The sequence below is a fragment of the Rhodococcus sp. 06-156-4 genome (assembly GCF_002259345.1).
Taxonomy (GTDB): Bacteria; Actinomycetota; Actinomycetes; order Mycobacteriales; family Mycobacteriaceae; genus Rhodococcoides; species Rhodococcoides fascians_E.
In genome coordinates, this window is the sequence record NZ_NPGB01000036.1 from 49,458 (window position 1) to 67,112 (window position 17,655).

The 17,655-nt window shown below is 65.2% G+C and carries 19 protein-coding genes and 1 pseudogene; 3 read left to right on the forward strand and 17 right to left on the reverse strand.

The features are described 5' to 3' along the window. The first annotated feature begins 22 nt into the window (after positions 1-22). Positions 23-1,063: an LLM class F420-dependent oxidoreductase gene (locus CH290_RS25105; RefSeq protein ID WP_020111143.1), complete on the forward strand. Its 1,041-nt coding sequence runs from the start codon at positions 23-25 to the stop codon at positions 1,061-1,063. A 7-nt stretch (positions 1,064-1,070) separates the two neighbouring features. Here CH290_RS25105 and glmM read toward each other — a convergent pair whose 3' ends face one another. The 8 genes and pseudogenes from glmM to eccCb all read right to left on the reverse strand — a co-directional run. After that, complete coding sequence (gene glmM / locus CH290_RS25110) at positions 1,071-2,408, reverse strand: phosphoglucosamine mutase (protein ID WP_033189914.1); 1,338 nt, start codon at positions 2,406-2,408, stop codon at positions 1,071-1,073. A 249-nt stretch (positions 2,409-2,657) separates the two neighbouring features. Further along, positions 2,658-3,194: a 30S ribosomal protein S9 gene (gene rpsI / locus CH290_RS25115; RefSeq protein ID WP_019663591.1), complete on the reverse strand. Its 537-nt coding sequence runs from the start codon at positions 3,192-3,194 to the stop codon at positions 2,658-2,660. Continuing rightward, entirely contained in the window at positions 3,191-3,634 is a 444-nt protein-coding gene (gene rplM, locus CH290_RS25120) for a 50S ribosomal protein L13 (protein WP_019663590.1), read from the reverse strand. The genes rpsI and rplM overlap by 4 nt, the downstream gene beginning before the upstream one ends. 192 nt (positions 3,635-3,826) lie before the next feature. Then, complete coding sequence (locus CH290_RS25125) at positions 3,827-4,168, reverse strand: TraR/DksA family transcriptional regulator (protein ID WP_019663589.1); 342 nt, start codon at positions 4,166-4,168, stop codon at positions 3,827-3,829. 118 nt (positions 4,169-4,286) lie between these two features. Next, complete coding sequence (locus tag CH290_RS25130) at positions 4,287-4,580, reverse strand: WXG100 family type VII secretion target (RefSeq protein WP_019663588.1); 294 nt, start codon at positions 4,578-4,580, stop codon at positions 4,287-4,289. Between the two features lie 79 nt (positions 4,581-4,659). Then, complete coding sequence (locus CH290_RS25135; protein WP_230593817.1) at positions 4,660-4,968, reverse strand: WXG100 family type VII secretion target; 309 nt, start codon at positions 4,966-4,968, stop codon at positions 4,660-4,662. A gap of 166 nt (positions 4,969-5,134) precedes the next feature. Further along, complete coding sequence (locus tag CH290_RS25140; protein ID WP_033189913.1) at positions 5,135-6,907, reverse strand: type VII secretion-associated protein; 1,773 nt, start codon at positions 6,905-6,907, stop codon at positions 5,135-5,137. Beyond that, positions 6,904-9,471, reverse strand: a pseudogene (gene eccCb / locus CH290_RS25145) (type VII secretion protein EccCb); the annotation flags it as partial. The pseudogene eccCb and the gene CH290_RS25140, both read right to left, overlap by 4 nt. Before the next feature lie 225 nt (positions 9,472-9,696). Here eccCb and CH290_RS25150 point away from each other — a divergent pair. Continuing rightward, positions 9,697-9,894 carry a hypothetical protein gene (locus tag CH290_RS25150; protein ID WP_033189912.1) on the forward strand — a complete coding sequence of 66 codons (198 nt, stop codon included), beginning with the start codon at positions 9,697-9,699 and terminating at the stop codon, positions 9,892-9,894. Positions 9,895-10,191: 297 nt separating this feature from the next. Next, positions 10,192-10,569 (forward strand): hypothetical protein, encoded by a 378-nt coding sequence (locus CH290_RS25155; RefSeq protein ID WP_033189911.1) that lies wholly within the window; start codon positions 10,192-10,194, stop codon positions 10,567-10,569. 56 nt (positions 10,570-10,625) lie between these two features. On the opposite strand, the gene CH290_RS25160 is transcribed toward CH290_RS25155, so the two are convergent. The 9 genes from CH290_RS25160 to CH290_RS25195 all read right to left on the reverse strand — a co-directional run bounded on the left by CH290_RS25160 (position 10,626) and on the right by CH290_RS25195 (position 17,648). Further along, complete coding sequence (locus CH290_RS25160; protein WP_052083214.1) at positions 10,626-11,810, reverse strand: phage major capsid protein; 1,185 nt, start codon at positions 11,808-11,810, stop codon at positions 10,626-10,628. A 262-nt stretch (positions 11,811-12,072) separates the two neighbouring features. After that, the gene (locus CH290_RS25165) at positions 12,073-12,435 is read right to left on the reverse strand and encodes a hypothetical protein (protein WP_052083213.1); all 363 of its coding nucleotides are present in this window, start codon (positions 12,433-12,435) and stop codon (positions 12,073-12,075) included. Next, positions 12,435-12,695, reverse strand: a complete 261-nt coding sequence (locus tag CH290_RS25170; RefSeq protein ID WP_141216241.1) for a hypothetical protein — start codon at positions 12,693-12,695, stop codon at positions 12,435-12,437. The genes CH290_RS25165 and CH290_RS25170 overlap by 1 nt, the downstream gene beginning before the upstream one ends. Then, positions 12,692-12,838 carry a hypothetical protein gene (locus CH290_RS30375; RefSeq protein WP_155295544.1) on the reverse strand — a complete coding sequence of 49 codons (147 nt, stop codon included), beginning with the start codon at positions 12,836-12,838 and terminating at the stop codon, positions 12,692-12,694. Before CH290_RS30375 ends, CH290_RS25170 begins: the two co-directional genes overlap by 4 nt. After that, positions 12,835-13,449, reverse strand: a complete 615-nt coding sequence (locus CH290_RS25175; RefSeq protein ID WP_094620673.1) for a hypothetical protein — start codon at positions 13,447-13,449, stop codon at positions 12,835-12,837. The genes CH290_RS30375 and CH290_RS25175 overlap by 4 nt, the downstream gene beginning before the upstream one ends. A 310-nt stretch (positions 13,450-13,759) precedes the next feature. Beyond that, positions 13,760-15,136, reverse strand: coding sequence for a DNA primase family protein (locus tag CH290_RS25180; RefSeq protein WP_033189909.1), 1,377 nt, complete (start codon positions 15,134-15,136; stop codon positions 13,760-13,762). Then, complete coding sequence (locus tag CH290_RS30380) at positions 15,133-15,285, reverse strand: hypothetical protein (protein WP_155295543.1); 153 nt, start codon at positions 15,283-15,285, stop codon at positions 15,133-15,135. Before CH290_RS30380 ends, CH290_RS25180 begins: the two co-directional genes overlap by 4 nt. Positions 15,286-15,478: 193 nt before the next feature. After that, a complete protein-coding gene (locus tag CH290_RS25185) occupies positions 15,479-15,739 on the reverse strand; it encodes a hypothetical protein (RefSeq protein WP_033189908.1) in 261 nt (86 codons plus the stop codon). 469 nt (positions 15,740-16,208) lie between these two features. After that, positions 16,209-17,648 (reverse strand): recombinase family protein, encoded by a 1,440-nt coding sequence (locus tag CH290_RS25195; RefSeq protein ID WP_033189906.1) that lies wholly within the window; start codon positions 17,646-17,648, stop codon positions 16,209-16,211. Positions 17,649-17,655 lie beyond the last annotated feature (7 nt).

Consider the following 17,655-nt stretch of genomic DNA (forward strand, 5'->3'; position numbering starts at 1 on the left):
GCACCTACCTGCGAGGAGTCCCATGCACATCGGAACCATGTTGAATTATTCGGGCGGGTTCAACGAGACCGTCGCCGAGGTCGCGGAGCTGGAGAAGGCCGGGGTCGACATCATCTTCGTCCCCGAGGCGTACTCGTTCGACGCCGTCAGCCAGCTCGGGTTCCTCGCCGCCAAGACGTCGACGATCAAGATCGCGTCGGGCATCTTCCAGATCTACACCCGCACGCCGTCGCTGACGGCGATGACGGCAGCCGGCTTGGACTACGTCTCCGACGGCCGGTTCGTTCTGGGCCTCGGCGCATCGGGACCTCAGGTGGTCGAGGGATTCCACGGCGTCAAATACGACGCGCCGATCGCTCGGACCAGGGAAGTGATCGACATCTGCCGCCAGGTGTGGCGCCGCGAGAAGGTCGAACACCAGGGCAAGTACTACCAGATCCCCCTTCCCGCCGAGAAGGGCACCGGTCTCGGAAAGCCACTCAAGCTGATCAATCACCCTGTGCGCGAACGCATCCCCGTGGTCATCGCAGCATTGGGACCCAAGAACGTGGAGTTGACGGCCGAAATCGCCGAAGGCTGGCAGCCGATCTTCTACTTCCCCGAGAAGGCAGAGCAGGTCTGGGGTGACGCCCTGGCCGCAGGCAAGGCCAAGCGCGATCCGTCGCTCGGCGACCTGCAGGTGTTCGCGAGCCCGACGCTCGCCATCGGTGACGACGCCGAGAAGTTCCTGCCCTGGGTGAAGCCGCATCTCGCCCTCTACATCGGCGGAATGGGCGCAAAGGGCAAGAACTTCTACAACGACCTGGCGCAGCGATACGGCTACGAGGCCGAAGCCGAGAAGATCCAGGACCTCTACCTCGCGGGAAAGAAGGAGGAGGCCGCGGCGGCTGTACCCGACGAGCTGGTCCGCGCCGTCAACCTGATCGGTCCCGAAAGCTACGTCAAGGAGCGTGTCGCCGCGTTCGCCGAAGCCGGGGTCACCACGCTGAACGTAGCGCCACTTGCCGAGAACACCGCCGGCCGCGTCGCGCAGCTGACCAAGCTACGGGAACTGACGGCCTGACCACCGGTCAGACCTGGCCGACCCGGCTCGCCAGATCCTCGGCGAGCCGGTTCGCCAGATCCACCTCGGCAGCTTCCACCATCACCCGCACCAACTGCTCGGTTCCACTGGGGCGCAGCAGGACTCGCCCGGAGTCACCCAGGATCCGTTCCGCCTCGGACACCGCATCCAGAACAGCCGGGGCCGACGCGACAGCGCGCTTGTCCGACACCTTCACGTTGATCAGCACCTGAGGCAGCGTCGTCATCACCGATGCCAGGTCGGCCAAGGAACGTCCGGTCTCGGCCATCCGCCCCATCAACAGCAAGGCCGTCAGAACGCCGTCGCCGGTGGTACCGAACGACGGAATCACCACGTGCCCGCTCTGTTCGCCACCGAGCGCGTATCCGCCTGACCGCAGCTCCTCGAGCACGTACCGGTCACCGACCGCGGTGGTACGGACCGAGATCCCTGCCTCGCGCATCGCGATGTGCAGGCCAAGGTTGCTCATCACGGTGGCAACCAGCGTGTCGTCGGTAAGGACGCCCGCGTCCTTGAGACCGACGGCAAGGACGGCCATGATCGCGTCGCCGTCGACGATCGCACCCGTCGAGTCGACGGCGAGGCACCGATCGGCGTCGCCGTCGTGTGCGATTCCCAGGTCGGCGCCGTGCTCCACGACGGCCTTCTGCAGGTCCTCCATGTGAGTCGATCCGCACCCGTCGTTGATGTTCAGACCGTCGGGGTCGGCGTTGATGGCGATCACGTCGGCACCTGCCTGCGCATAGATCGCGGGTGCAACCACCGAGGCCGCCCCGTGCGCGCAGTCGACGACAACGGTCAGCCCGTCGAGACTATGAGTCGACGCACGTCCGACGTGCGCGATGTATCGACCCGCGGCGTCCGACGATGCGCGGACGCGGCCGATTCCTGCACCTGTCGGCGCGGCGCCCTGCAAATCGCCTGCGATGTGCGCTTCGATTCGATCCTCGACATCGTCGTCGAGCTTGTGGCCGCCCGCGGCGAAGATCTTGATTCCGTTGTCCGGCATGGGATTGTGCGATGCCGAGATCATCACACCGAGTGCGGCACCGAGGTCTGCGGTGAGGAATGCGACTGCGGGCGTGGGAAGAACCCCGACGTCGACGACGTCCACTCCGGACGCTGTGAGCCCGGCAGTGACTGCAGCGGTGAGCATTTCGCCGCTCGCACGAGGATCACGTCCTACCACCGCGACGGGAGTCGTACCCGGCGAGCTGGGCGCGAGAACCGCGGCCGCAGCCTTGGCCACCTTCAACGCCAACTCGGGGGTGAGCAGGTCGTTGGCCAGCCCCCGTACTCCGTCGGTACCGAACAGTCGAGTCATGCGGGCATGTCCCCCTTCGCCGAAATGAGCATGCGGTCGCTCCGCAGGCTCCGCTCGAATGGAGCATGCGGTCGCTCCGCAGGCTCCGCTCGAATGGAGCATGCGGTCGCTCCGCAGGCTCCGCTCGAATGGAGCATGCGGTCGCTCCGCAGGCTCCGCTCGAATGTAGAACTGTCGAACAAACGCCGCGAGGGCAGGCATCCGATACTTCGTGGACGCCTGCCCTCGCGGGTAGAACTGTGCGGCGCGTCAGCGCTTGGAGTACTGCGACGCCTTACGTGCCTTCTTCAGGCCGTACTTCTTACGCTCGACTGCACGAGCATCACGCGTGAGGAAGCCGGCAGCCTTCAGCGGCGGGCGATCCTCGGGGGTGACCTCGATCAGGGCGCGAGAGATGGCCAGACGCAGCGCGCCTGCCTGTCCGGACGGTCCGCCACCGTGCAGCAGTGCAACGATGTCGAAGGACTCCGCACGATCGACGAGCACCAGCGGAGCCTTGATGAGCTGCTGGTGAACCTTGTTCGGGAAGTAGTCCTCTAGGCTGCGGCCGTTGAGCTTGAATCCGCCGGTGCCCGGAGCGAACCGGACGCGAGCGACAGCTTCCTTACGACGGCCGACGGTCTGAACCGGGCGGTCGAACAGGATGGGCGCGGGAGCGGCGGCAGCTGCCTCGATCTCCTCGACGACCTCGGGCTCTTCCACGGAGACGAACTCGTCCGCGGCGATCTCCACTGCCTCTTCTGGGATTTCCTGCGACGTCACGTCATTTCCCTCCGGCGCCGTCACTGGGACACCTGCTTGATCTCGAACGGAACGGGCTGCTGAGCTGCGTGCGGGTGGTTCGGTCCCGCGTACACCTTGAGCTTGCCCGCGATTGCATTACCGAGCTTGTTCTTGGGGATCATGCCCTTGACGGCCTTCTCCACGAGACGGTCCGGGTTGTTCTCCAACACCTGACGAGTCGAACGCGACTTCAGTCCGCCCGGGTGGCCGGAGTGGTGGTGGTGGAACTTGCCGTCGAGCTTGTTGCCACTGATGGCAACCTTCTCGGCGTTGACGATGATGACGAAATCGCCACCGTCGACGTTGGGTGCGTAGGTCGGCTTGTGCTTGCCGCGCAGCAGAGTCGCGGCCTGGACGGCAAGGCGTCCGAGCACGACGTCCGTGGCGTCGATCACATGCCAAGTCCGGGTGGTGTCCCCGGCCTTCGGGCTGTATGTAGACACGTAAAAGTCCTGTCTTCATGATGTCGCTGCTGGCCAAGACGTATTGATGACCTCGGCGGCCAGTTGAGACCCGAGATCAAGGAGTCGGCCGCGCAGCATTGTGCGCGGCGTTCCCATACACGCCAACGAGGGACGATACCGGCTGCGTGGCCCCCAGGTCAAAACGCCCGTCGACCGGAAGGTGCGCCCGACTCACCGTGCACGGACGCACCGGATACAGCGGCGTGCCGCGGGCAATGCGTCGAGACGAGCGTCGGCGATGCATTCTCCGCACCGTTCGCAGATCCCGTAGGTGCCGGACGCCACGCGTTCCGTGGCTGCATCGAGCTCGCGCAACTCCAATTCCGCATCGCGGGCAAGCGACGCGACCGTGGCACGCTCGAACGCGATGGTCGAACCCTCCGGGTCGTGTTCGTCGTCGTCGGTGGACCACCGTGAGCCCTCGACGATCGCGGCGAACTGAGACCGCAGAGACTCCAGCCGAGCAGCGACGACCGACCTCGCCTCCTCGATCCTGCCCAGCTGATCCGTCACGCGGTCCAGTGAACATCGCGCGGCGTTCGATGGAAACCCCCGCGTCACCGACAGTCCGGCGCACACGCAATTCGGCCCCGAAGTCGCGAGGACGTCGGGGCCGAATGGACGACGAAGATCAGGAGAAGCGCGCGCGGTTGGCCGCTTCCTGCTCCTGCATCCGCTGGTTGCCGGAGTTCACCGCGCCGATCAGGCTCTGCAGAACGCCGTTGAGTTCGGCCTGCGCAGCGTTCCACTCGTTCTGCTTGACCTGGTACTGATCGGAGTCGGCACCCTGCCACGTCGCGACGAGCGGCTGGATGGACGACTTGACGTCGTCGAGCTTCTCGTTGAGCTGCGACCACTTGGTGGTCATGCCGCCGGCCAGATCGCCGATCGCACCGAAGTTGTACTTGATTTCACCGCTGGTCATCGTTTCCTCGCATTCGTGTCCATCGACTTCAGGCCGACGAGTTGATTGGTCCGTACGTTCGAGAGCCGAGCGCGAGCGATCAGAGGTTCAAGCTGCTCGCGACGGAGTTGAGCTGAGACGTGTTGTCCTGCTCCGACTGGTCGTACTGCACACCACTGGTCTTGATCGACTCCCCGATGCCGGACAGAGCGTTCTCCAGCTTGTTGGCGCTGGAATCCCAGTTGGTCATGACCTGGGCGAATGTCGTCGATGCCGAACCCTGCCAGATACCGGACGCCGCGTGGTTCACATCGCCGCGCAGCGCGGACAGCAGATCGTGAATTTCGCCTCGCAGGCCGTCGACCTTTGCAGACACTGCGAGCATGGTCTGAATATCGGTTTGTGCCATGTCGACCCCTTCGTGTTCATCGGTGTCGAGCACTCTGGTGAATGCTCGGTCGAGGCACCGGTTCGCCATGGCGTACCAGCAGATCTCCCCCTACATCTGATTGGACGCACCCGGCCGGTGGTTCGGTTCCATCGGATCCGAAGAATCTTCGAAGCGATGTGCGAATCTACCGAGCCGGCGAGACGGACAGGCTCGACACCGCCCGCGCACAGTCGTCGATCAACGCGTCCGCGAAGCCCGCAGAACTCTGGCATCCGATGCTGACCTGCAGCCCGCCGTCGACGAAGACGTGCCATTGCACCGTCGAGCCGTCGGGCGGGTTCTCCACGTACGAGATTCCTACTCGCTCACCGAAATCGGTCGCGGCGGTGAATTCCACGATCGACCCGTCGTCGCTGCGCGCGTCGAGTTGTCGCTGCAGATCCTCGGCCACCGAATCCAACGATGCACCCGGTGTCAGTTCCGTCGAGGAGAGGACGATCCGCCGCTCGGGAAAGTCCGGCGGTATCAACAGAATTCGCGTCTGCTCGCTGCGCGTCGTCCAGGTCGCAGGCCCGGCGATACTGACTCTCCCGAACTCCGACCGTGAGACCGGGTCCGGCGTCGAATTCGGTGTCGACACGGGCGTCGAGCGCTCGGCGGCCCGCGTCGACGATCCGGCTACCGGCGGCTCGGACGTCGGCGCCACTGCCGGGACGGGTCGAGAGGATGCAGGCTGGGCGGAAACAGGCTGGGCGGAAGGTACAGGTTTCTCCGCGCGGAACACGAAGAACACCAGCCCGCCGAGCAGGAGGACGAGAGCCAGCGCGCCGACAGCCGGCGCGGGAACACGGCGCGTCGGAGGCGACGGCGCGGTCGCCTCGGTCAACCACGCCGCGGCTCGGCCCAACGGCACCGGCGGGTGCACCGTGGGATCTACTCGAAAGTCACCGGCCCCCACTTCACCGCGCACCCCGGCCGCGTAGATGTCTGCTGCGAACGGACTGGCCCAGTCGGGGGTGTCCGCGGCCGGCTCGTACGCCGAGCCCGCGTCTGCCGAACGGTACGAATCCCCGGGTGCGTCACCCGGATCCGACAGTCCGACGGCGGCCGCCATCGATCGAACGACGGTCGGACCCGTCGCACGGTGAATCCGATACGCGTGCAGGTCGTCCGACGCTGGCTCGCCGACGCCGGGTCCGGTGAGTCCGGGCAGGACGGGTTCGTCGCCTGTCGTCGAGAGGACGAAAACGTCGACTCGTCCACGCCTGGGTTCGGCCGCGACGAGAGCAGCCACACGGTCGAGAACGGAGCGGCTCGCGGCGGCGTCGACATCGATGTCTCTGCTGCCCACCGCGTCCCAGCGCACATCGCGAACGTAGCCGTGTGGCTGCCCGTCGACCCCCGGCTCGTCTCGCCGTCGATCGAGACCGACGACGACCGAGCTGAGATCGTCGACCTCGACGACCACAGCAGTCTCGGGGGCACGCTCTCCGAGCGATCGAACGACCGCCGTCGCGGAGTCGATCACCGTCACCTCACCGGCCGAGGAACGGACGGCTCGCCGTACGACGTCGCGGCGGGCGTCACCCCACGCCGACGGACACGCGATCTCGAGCAGGTCCACGTGGCCCACGACGCCGGACCGTGCGAGTGCGTCGCCCACGATTCCGCCGAACACGCGAGCCGTGGGCACTACGGTCGATCCGACGAGTACGGCTTCGTCGTCGACGAACGACCACGGTCGCCGCTCGGTCTCGGAGACGGCCGCTGCATGCTCGGCTGCCACGTCCGGCGGATCGGAGCGCAGGAAGAGCAGGGTGCCCTCGTCCATCGTCAGCGCGATGTCGAACCTGGTGCACTGCACTCCGGCCGCCGAACTCACCAGCACGGACACGCAATCCTCACCGAGGTGAACTGCGGCATAGGTTCCAGCGGAGTCGGCGGCCCGCACTCTCATGCCGGGGACCAGGCCAGTTGCACGAGCGACTGTCCACGCCGGTCCACCAACATTCCCCGTCCCGGCGGCATCGGCGACGGTTTGACCGTTCCGACGAGGTTGCCCTCGTCACGAGAGCCGCTCATCACCAACCCCGGTGACACGAGATCGCGGATGCGCGAGATCACCGGGTCGTACATCGTCCGCGAGGCTCCGCCGGACCGCCGCGCGACGACGAGGTGCAGGCCGATGTCTCGCGCGTGCGGAAGGTATTCCGTCAACGGCGTCAGGGGATTTCCCGACGCGGTGGCCACGAGATCGTAATCGTCGACGATCACGAAGATGTCCGGCCCGGTCCACCACGACCGTTCGCGAAGTTGCTGCGACGTGACGTCCGGGCCTGGCATGCGTTCGGCCAGTTTGGACGCCAGCTCGGTCATCATGGTGGTCAGAACCGGCTGCGACGCGGCGTATCCGGCCAGATGATCGGTGTCCACCAGACCGAGCATCGTCCGTCGATAGTCCGCGAAGATGATCTTGACCTGCTGAGGCGTGTTCGCTTCCACGAGTGAGGAGCTGATGGACTTCAGCAACGACGTCTTTCCGCATTCGGTGTCTCCGAACACGAGGAAGTGGGCTTGCTCGGCGAAGTCGATCGCGACGGGTTTCAGTTCGGCCTCGTCGATGCCGAGCGGAACCCACAGCTCCGCGACGTCTCCGCGCACCCGCGGCCATCGACCGACCAGTACCCGCCTGAGGTCCGCGAGGGGCAAGCTGTCCGGAAGCATGCGTACGGCAGGAGCGGCTCTGTCGCCGTATCGAGCCGAAACACTGCGCAGCGCAGCGGTGATTCCTGCGCCCAAATCCGTGGTCGACGACGCACCGTCGAGGCGCGGTAGGCCGATCAGCAGGTGCAGCCCGTCCTTCGTGATTCCGCGGCCGGGCCTGTTCTCCGGCACCCTGGCCGCCTTGACCCGTCCGAACTCCGAGTCCGATGCGTCACCGAGACGGAGCTCGATTCGAGTACCGATCAGGTCCTTCGTCGCGGGCCGGATCTCGGCCCACCGCGTCGCAGTGACGACGAGATGGACGCCGTACGACAGCCCCTGCGCGGCGACGGCGGCGAGCTGCTGCTCCAGCGGCTCGAAATCCGTTCTGATGCTCCCCCACCCGTCGATGACCAGGAACACGTCTCCGAACGAATCCTCGGGATCGACGGGATGCTCGGTCCGTCGGCGTCTGAATTCGGCCATCGAATCGATACCCCGTTGGCGGAAGAGACGCTCACGGCGACTGATCACCGACGTCACCTCGGCGACCGTGCGACGAACACGATCGACGTCGAGCCTGCTCGCCGTCGAGCCCACGTGAGGGAGGTCGATCAATGCGTTGAGGGTTCCACCGCCGAAATCGAGGCAGTAGAACTGCACTTGCTCCGGCGTGTGCGTCGACGCCATGGACATGATCAGAGTGCGCACGGCAGTCGACTTTCCGGTCTGGGGACCACCGACTATCGCCAGATGCCCCTGTGCGCCGGACAGATCGACCTGCAGGAGATCTCGGCGCTGATCGAACGGTCGGTCGACGATGCCGATCGGTGCCCGCAGCGTCGCCGGTCGCTGGGCGAGCGCCGCCGGATCCGTGGCTCCGACCAGGCTGTCGAGCGCCGGCGACCGGTCGAGCGGAGGGAGCCAGACGTCGTGAGCCGGGTTACCGTGCCCACGAACACGTTCGACGACGACGTCCAGAACCGTACGGACGTCCTGAGTGTCGTCCACGCTCGTGGCGCCGTCCGCCAGGAGGTCCGCGGTGTCGACCGGGTGCGTTTCCTCCACCTCGCGCGCCCGGTCGCCGGGCGAAACCGGTACGGGGAACGCACCGAACAGCTTCGGAACGATGTCGACGTCCGTACGTCCGTTCACCTGACGTGCCGTACGCGGACGAACGTACGGACCCGACACGTAGGACGCCGCGAACCGCATGATCTCGGCAGAGTCGCACTTGAGGTAGCCCGCGCCGGGTTGCGCCGGCAGGTGGTAGGCGTCGGGAACCCCCAGGACCGTCCGAGACTCGTTCGCCGAGAACGTCTTCAATCCGATCCGGTACGACAGGTGGCTGTCCAGCCCGCGAAGCTTGCCTTCCTCGAGTCGCTGACTGGCCAGCAACAGGTGCATGTGCAGCGATCGCCCGAGACGTCCGATGGCGACGAAGAGATCGGCGAATTCCGGCTGCTGACTGAGCAACTCCGAGAATTCGTCGACGACGATGAACAGTGCGGGCATCGGCGCCAGGGCCGCGCCGGACGATCGGGCTTTCTCGTAGTCCGTGACGTTGGCGAAGTTACCGGCGTCTCGGAGGAGTTCCTGACGGCGGTTCATCTCACCGGCCAGCGCATCCTTCATCCGGTCCACGAGTGCGAGGTCGTCGGACAGGTTGGTGATCACGGCGGCGACGTGCGGCGCGTCCTCGAGCCCGGCGAACGTCGCGCCACCCTTGAAGTCCACGAGGACCAGGTTCAACTGATCCGGGGAGTGGGTCGCCACCAACCCCAGAACCAATGTCCGGAGAAACTCCGATTTTACGGATTCGCGCCTGTGACGCCAATAATTCGGCCCCGGTAGGTGCTCCAACACCGACCAGGGCCTCGGACCACGACGGGGACTATCCGCCATGAGCCTTACCGACAGTATATCGGCAGATGCCGACAACCGAGTTACGTTGCGCTGCAATGTATGCGACCGCGCGCTGGGCACCGTACACCCGCCGGCACCGCCGGTCCCCGTCCGCTGCTACGCCTGCCGGACCGGCCAGTGAGTGCCGAGCAGCGTCTACTCGACGCGATCCACGAACTCGACGCCGCTCTAGCCGCGGCCTCCAACCCAGCCAAGTACGACACGGGCATCGCCGAAGTCGACGATTCAGGCGACGAGCGCGAGCACATGCGCTACTTCATCGCCGAAGCTCAGGTGATCGTGCGTCGCGCGATGCGCGCCCACTACGACACATAGCCCACCAGCTCGACGTCGTTCTCTGGCAGCGCCCGACGTAAACCAGCCTGCCCCGGTTGACTGTGACCCCTTTGTAAATCCCCGGAGACCCGGCCCAGGGCACCGTCCGTTCGACTGATCCCCGAACGGGTGGCGATACTGCATAGCCACGCGCCCTCTCCGGCGCGGGGCTATCAGGCGTGGAGCGGACACCGTGGGGTCGGAAATTTGGCGGGAGCCTTGGGGGGTCCAGGACAAGCCAGGCCTTTAGTCCGTCGATCGTTAATCGGTCCGGCAACCATCGTTTAATCTGCACCGATGACAGATGACAAGGACTCTTCATCGCGATTCTTCAACAACTGGCAAGAACAGTTCATGCAGTCACCGGACCTCACCGCAGCGTTCCGACACTCTGCCGAGGAAGAGTCGAGGCGGATGCAGGAGACCAACCGAAAGATTGAAGAAGTCGCCAAAGCTAAACGCGAGGAAAAAGCACGTGAAGTCGCCGACCGAGAACGCGCTGTCGAGCTGGCCGAGCAACAGCTACAGATCGCAGAGGACAGCCGCCAAATTGCCAAAGACAGCAGGGACGCCGCGAAGTCGAGTCTGTCGATCGCAAAGTGGGCGCTCGCTGTAGCGGTGATCGCTGTGCTCGTCGCCGTGGTCGCTATTCTCGTTACGACCCTTGCGACCTGAAAATGAAAAGTGGGCAGCGGCTCTGTCGAGTCGCTGCCCACCTTTGCCCAGCTGTCTTAGCCCGTCGTTTCCTCTGTCTCGATCACGACGACACCGTCCGGGCGTGCAATTTGTGGAGCCGCCCGCAGCTCAGCACGCGCGCGAACCTGGTTCTTACTGAAGTCGTCCGACACGTTCTCGGACCAGCGCACAGCGACCCCAGCGTCAGTGCGGAGCGCCACGGAGCCGGCAGACAGCAGAACGCCTTGTCCGTCCGTGAGTCCGGCCGACACTGCGACGGGTACACCGTGCAGCCGGCGCGCCGCACGGTCGACGGGCGAGTCGATCATTTCGAGCTGCCCGGACCCCGGCGCGCGGGTCAGCTCGATTGCTTCCCAATCCGCCGGCGAGAAGCAGAACCCGGTCGGCGTCAGGCCCTCGGACTCGAGCTGCGTGATCGCCTTGCGCGTGGTGGTGATCCGATCACCCGCGAATGCTTGTTCGCGACGCCCGGCCGTGGCGAGGATCCCCTCGAAATTCTGGCCGGTACCGTCGCCGGAGAGCAGCTGCGCCTCCAGCGCGATTTCCAGACCGTAGATCAATTCGGACCCGACGAACTGCTCCAGGCCGGCGAGGTCTTGCAGTAGGTAGTGGTCGATCGGGTCGGACAGGTGCGCGACGACAGTCAGGTCACCCTTGACTGGCTCGAACGCGAACTTCGACGTCGGCTTCGTGGTGCCCGGCGCGATAGGTGCCGCGTTCATTTCGCGCAACGTCTGGCGAAGGTACTCGAACCGCGACGGACTGTTCGCAATTACGGGAATCAGGTCGAGCAGGCCGGCGGCCCGCTTGCCCAGTGCGACGGGCGACGTCGCGACCTGCACCGCGCCGACGCTCTCCCCGCTCGACGTGATCGCTTTGCGGCCGCTCACCCCGGAGGGCGTCATCATGCCGGCCGCGATCTTGCGAGCAAACCCGGCACTCTTCAGGCTCAGCACCCGGCCGCCGTTCACACCGCCGGCCGCCCCGAAGTCGCCGGGATCGTCGGGCAGGTCCGACCCGTCGCCCTCGTTCGGCTGGCTGGCGATGTTCTTCAGCGCGTTCTGTGTGTCGTCGTTGGCGGCGATCGCGGCGCGGTACGACTTGATATCGGTATCGAGCTTGGTGATTTCTTTGATCTGCTCCGCAGAGAAATCGCCCTGGTGTTTCTTCAGCTCCGCCACTCGTTCGAGTGCGGCTTTCAGCTTGGACTGTGGACCCATGATGTACCCCTAGATGAGATGCGCACATAGCGCGATAATTGAAAGATGTTTTGAGACAGGCTCTTTCGCATTCGCGGGATTGTCGCCGCGGGCCGCGGCCGCGCCGCTGGCGTTCGTGACAATCCGGCGGGGCCAACTCCCGAGACTGGATGCGCCGCCGGCTCTGCCCCACCGAGCAGTAGCGAGCGACGGCACCCAACCTCACGAGCCGGCAAGCCCGAAGGACGCACCGCCAGCCAGGACCGGCGATGCGTGTGCAACGTTAGCGCCGGCCGGCGGCCGCGTCGACAGGCATCGCGTCGAGGTCAGCGTGAACCGGCACGAGCACCCGGTTTTTCACCGACCACTCGACGAGTCGTCGACCTTTCATCAGACCGCCGACCTTCCGGACCGCATCGCGAATTGCGGCCCACTCATCGCCGTACATAAGCTCACCCGATACGTCGACTCCACCCGCTCGATTGGCAGAAAGACCGTCGACGTACCCGACGATATTCATAGGGTCATCAACCCGGCCGCCCAGAACGACATATCCTGGAAGTTCCAGCGTTACAGTCGATTTCAGCGAAATAGTAAACGCACCCGTATCGTCGAACTTGATAACCCGACCCTGTATGGCATCCATTATCGATCACCTCGCGTCAGCTCGTCGAGGAACAACAGCAGGTAGGCGTCCGGCTCGTCGGGCGATAGTCGGTTCGCGAGCGTCGCGCCGAGGCCGGCGAGCGCGACGATCATTCGAACAAGCCCATTCTCTTCCGCCATTGCTTCCGAAATGACTGCGTTCATGTTCGCCAGATCGTGGTTCTGCGACGCTAGCGAGACGCGGGCGGCCCGCGTCAGGTCTGCCGGCATCAGTTCCCTAACCGGTTCGTGTGCGCTCATCGCCGGTAGCTCCTGCCCTCTAGTTCCCCGGCCGCTCGCATCTCACCGAGCGACCCATGCCAGCCGTTGTCGACCCATGTTTCGTCGACGGGTGCCGGATCCGCGATCGGGTCCGGGTCGTCGTACGCGCTACGTTCACTCATTGGCCCGTGTCTCCCGTCTGCGTATCACGCGAAATATGTTGCACTGTAAGGCGATTCTTGTGAACTCCACCTTGCAGTCCTCGCGTGGAAGCGAGGTTTATCACGACTGCCTCAACCTTGTAACCAGGCTCGGGCACCACCACGGACGCAACGTTCGTCATCGTCACCGGCCGCTGGTCGTCCATCTGCGCCATAACGAACGTATAGAGACTGTTATCGGGCCGCAGCACTCGAATCTCCCACCAAATGTGACCGGTGAGAGTGGAGACGAAATCGAAAAACAACTGGCACCGAATATCCCACAGACCCTCACTTTCGAGCACAATTCGACCGCCCTCGAGCCTGCACCCGCGCATCGGGCCGACTTGGTTCGTGAACGGCAGCGGCTGACCACTCCACCGCGGATTCGTGTGGTTCATGTATGCCGACCCGTAGTCGAGCAACGGCGACAGCAGATCCTGACGATGGTTGAGGTCTTCCTGCTCGATCGCCGTCCGCTGGCCCTGCTCGTACGTCTCTTGGACCATGTAACCGAACCGTCGTAAAGACTGCTCGGCCGCTTCCTTGTCGACGCCCCGCGGAATCGGTAGCTGTACGGCCTTCCTCACCATGCTCTAGCCTCCGTCTCTCGTTGTGAGCGCCTGGTGCGCTCGGGTGGTAGTTGAATCAGCGGCTCGTGCGCGTGTACGCGCGCGATGGGTGGTCACCCTCCGGGGGGAGAGGACGGGTACCGACCCGAAGGGGTCCGGCTGGCCGGCGATCCTGTGATCGGAAAGCCCCTCCCCCTTTGCACCGAAATCGCTGTGACCTGCAATAAGTGGCGTGTGTGGCGTGTCTTCTGTATGTCCTGAATGCGCGTGTGCGTAGGGCGAACCTGGAAACGCGCCACTCACGCCACCTACGGTTGCGTAGGTTTGGTTCTCACTCATCGGTTGCGAGTCCGATTCCTTGTCGGATCCGGGTTCCGCCGCCGCCTTTGCGGGACGTGAATCCCTTCCGGTCGAGTGCTTCGCCGAATGCTTTCTTGGTCCCCGGTTCCGTTCCGTCGTCGGCGGCCCACTTACGCCAGGCGTCGAACAGTTGGCCGGCCGGCACACTCACGAGCGGGGACTCGACACAGGAGTCCTTCACGAACCGTCCGAGCGCGTCCGCGTCGGCTTGGTACGCGTCGGTTGCGGCGAGCACCGCAGCCGGCTCAGCTAGTCCTGTGCGTAGGTACTCCGCCCATCCCTCTACGGCCCACGTCAGAATCGCGTCCGCATCGCCCTCCAGCTTCTCTGGGAGCGACTTGTCGCGCCGTTCTGGTGGCACCACTACCGAGAAAGGCACGACGCGAATGCGCGCCCAAATGGCGGGGTCGTCGCCGGACACCTTGGGTAGGTGGTTGGTCACGAGCGCCGGCGTGTGGCTGGCCTCGAACTCGACGAAGTCCTGCCGCATCCGACGCGCCCGGATCCGGTCGCCGCCAGTGAGCCGCTTCACGGTCGCCTCGGCGAGCCGGCGGCCCTTGTCGGACTCGGACACCACGACCCACCGGACACCGAGCAGATCCATTTCTCCGGTCGGGTGTGCACCTTCGCGCGCCATGAATAGGTCCGGTTCGGCCACTGTCGAGTAGTCGCCGAGCGCGTGCCCGAACGCGCCGTAGAACACACCCTTACCGTTGCGGCCGGATCCGGTCAGAATCGCGAGCGTGTGCTCGAGCACCCGGCCGCAGAGCGCGACGCCGGCGTACCGCTGCACGAAGCGTCGAACGTCGACGTCGGGTAGCACTTGCTCCAGAAACATTTCCCAGGGCAGCGACGCCTTACCCGGCACGTATGCAGCCGTCGTCGCTTTCGTGATCCTGTCGGCCGGCCGGTGTGGTTTGAGCTCGAGGGTGTGCAGATCGACGGTGCCGTTCGCCGCGTTCAGCAGGTACGGGTCACGGTCGAGGTCGTTTACTGTGAATGCGAATTGCTTTAGGGCGGATGCTATTTCGAGCACACCGTTAATGCCGGCCGCGGTCTCGCATCGGCGGACGTCCTTCCGGAGGTCGTGGTCGTTGAGCGAGTCGGCGAGGCACGACCGGAGCAGTTCGGCGACGGATCGTTTCGCGATCCCGTGGGTGTCCTCCGTCCACCGCCGGCCGTCGTAGGTAAACCATCCGATCCCGTGCACGAACATGAGCAGATCGGCGTACGCGCGGGCGAGCATGTAAGCGATTCGCACCTGCCCGCGGTGGACGTCCTCGGGGCGCGCGTCGGCCGGCGCGCCCTGGTCGACCGCCGTATCGGCGGACGCCGCAGCGGCCGTCACTTCGGCCGTCCTGCAAGTCGGGTAATGAGCTGCCGCGTTCCGTCGTCGTCCGCGAGGGCGTAGGCCGCGCGCAGATCCGCGACCGCGAAACTGCCGTCGACACCGATCGTCGCCAGGTGCAGAACTGTCGCCAGAGTTGCGGCCGGCATCACGGCCGGCCTCGTGCAGTTGCACGTCATCGGGTCGTGACACCCGCAATCCAGCGCCGGCATACGCAGCGCGGCCGCTGTCCGCGGGGGCATCTTGCCGGTAAATCTTGGTGTTATAGTCACCGGAACCACTGCCTTTCGAGTGAGGTGGTTACGTGCAGGTCACTCCCGCCGGGTGGCCTGCACTTTTTTGTCAGTACTGCCGCCGCCACATGCGCGCCTCGCCGGCGACCACGCCGTCGACGAGCTGCTTTCGTTCGTCCATGTCCGCGAGGAATCGCCGGCAGGCAGCGAGCGCCGGGCAGACGCCGCAGAGGTAGATCCCGGTTGCCTGCCGTTTGCGCATATCGCGCCACGTCTCGCCCGGTGCCGATCCATCCCAGAACGTGATTCGGCCGACCTCGGGCCGGTAGGTCGGCCGCTGGCAGATGCCCTCGTCCTCGGGTCGGGTCATCGGGCAGCGCCGCGGATTACGCCGGCGATGCGCTCCACTGCGTCGGCCGATAGTGGCGGCGCTTGTGCTGCAACGTGTTTCGCGTAGTCCCGAATGCGCGCTTCGGCCGCAACCCTGCGCAGCTCGGTTGTGTCGCCGCCGTGCCGCGCCGTGTTCGCGAGCCGGCGAATTAGTACCTTTGTGTCGTCGCTTGCGTTGTAGCCACGTGTCATTTGTCCCGCTCCCAATGCTGTCGTCTTCGCTCGCGGAATGACGATCTACCGGGGGGCACGCAAGCCTCAACACCCGAAAAACGTTGTGCCTCATAACGTTATGAGCGCGTGTTTACAGAACGCGCCGGCCGTGCGGCCCGCACTTTATAGCGCGCTTACGCTGGGCACGTTCATACGAAAAACAGCGGACGCGACCAAGATCGGCCGCGCCCGCTGCTGCTGTTTCCTACCTAAAATGTGATTATCGACACATTCGCCTAGCCGACCTTCCAGTCGATCTGCACACCCTCCGGCCGGAAATAGACGCCGCCCGGCGCGCGCCCCGGAGGAACGGGAAGGATCGTCACCGTCATAAGCGCGTCAAGGATCCGCCGGCGACGGTCGAGCGACAGTCCGCCGGCGCGATCCTCGCCGACGCCCCACCAGACGCCGGCGATGTGTTCCGGCCCCGGCAGGTCGGAGAACGGTCCGTCAGTGACCGCGCGGGCGATCTGGTCGTCGAGTTCGTCGAGCTGCGATCGACACCGTTCGGACCCGGAGGCCAGTTGTGCGCGCGTCAGCTCACCGTCTGCAAACATGCCGGCGAGCTGTTCCATTCGCACCTGTACCGCCCGCCGCTGCACCGTTAGCGCGTCCACGTCCACGTCGACGTCGACGGACTTCGGCGCGATCGCTGCCCGGAAGTCCGGTTGCTGTAACCGTTCGACGACAAGAGTTTCGACGAACAAGTCGAGGGGTGCCTGTTCGCGCCCGACGTGTGCCGTCGCGACGCCGCGAGTCCGGTTCTTGCAGCGGTAACGGGTACGGCCGTCCCGGTGGTATACGCGCACCTGGTCGCTGCCGCAGACGCCGCAGCGATAGATCCCCGATCCGAGCCACTTCACCGCGCCGCCGGAATTGTTCGTCTTACGCGTCGGATCGTCGAGGAGTCCCTGTATCGCCTGCCACTGCTCGACGGGTACCAACGCCGGCCATTGCGCGACGCCGACGACTTCCCCGTGGTGGGTCGACAGGCCGGCGATGCGCGGCGACCGGACCAACGAGCGGACCGCCGTCGACGTCCAGGCCGACCGCCCGGTCGTTGTCGAGACACCTCGTTCGTTCAGATCGGCGACGACTGCCCGGAGTGATGCGCCGGCGAGCAGATCGGCGACGATGCCGGCGACGACGCCAGCTTCGGCTGGCCGCACGGTCACGCCGTCCGGCTCATAGCCGTAGCAGCGCCGGCCGCCGTTGTTCTTCCCGGCGCGCGCCGCTTGTTCACGTGCGCGCCGGATCCTGTCGCCCTTGTGTTCTGACTCGTACCGCGCCCACGCGCCCACGGTCCGCGCCACCGCACGACCGGAAGGGCTAGACAGATCCCATGCTCCAGATCGAACGGTGTGCGTCGTTGCGTCCCGTCGCTCAGATAATGCGATGTAGTCCTCAAGTTCGACGGGCGAGCGGTGCAACCGATCTGGAGCCCAGGCCAGCACACCGGAAACACTTCCGGATGCTATGTCCTGCAATAGTTTTGAGTAACCAGGCCGCGGCGCGCCCGAGTACGCACTCACCGAGTTGTCAACGTACACGCCCGCCACTTCCCACCCGAGCCGTTCGGCGAGCGCGCGACAGTCCTTCTCTTGCCGCTCGACGCCCAGCCCCTCCCCGGCCTTGTCACGAGAGATTCGGCAATAGATCCCGGCGCGCACAGTCATAAGTGCT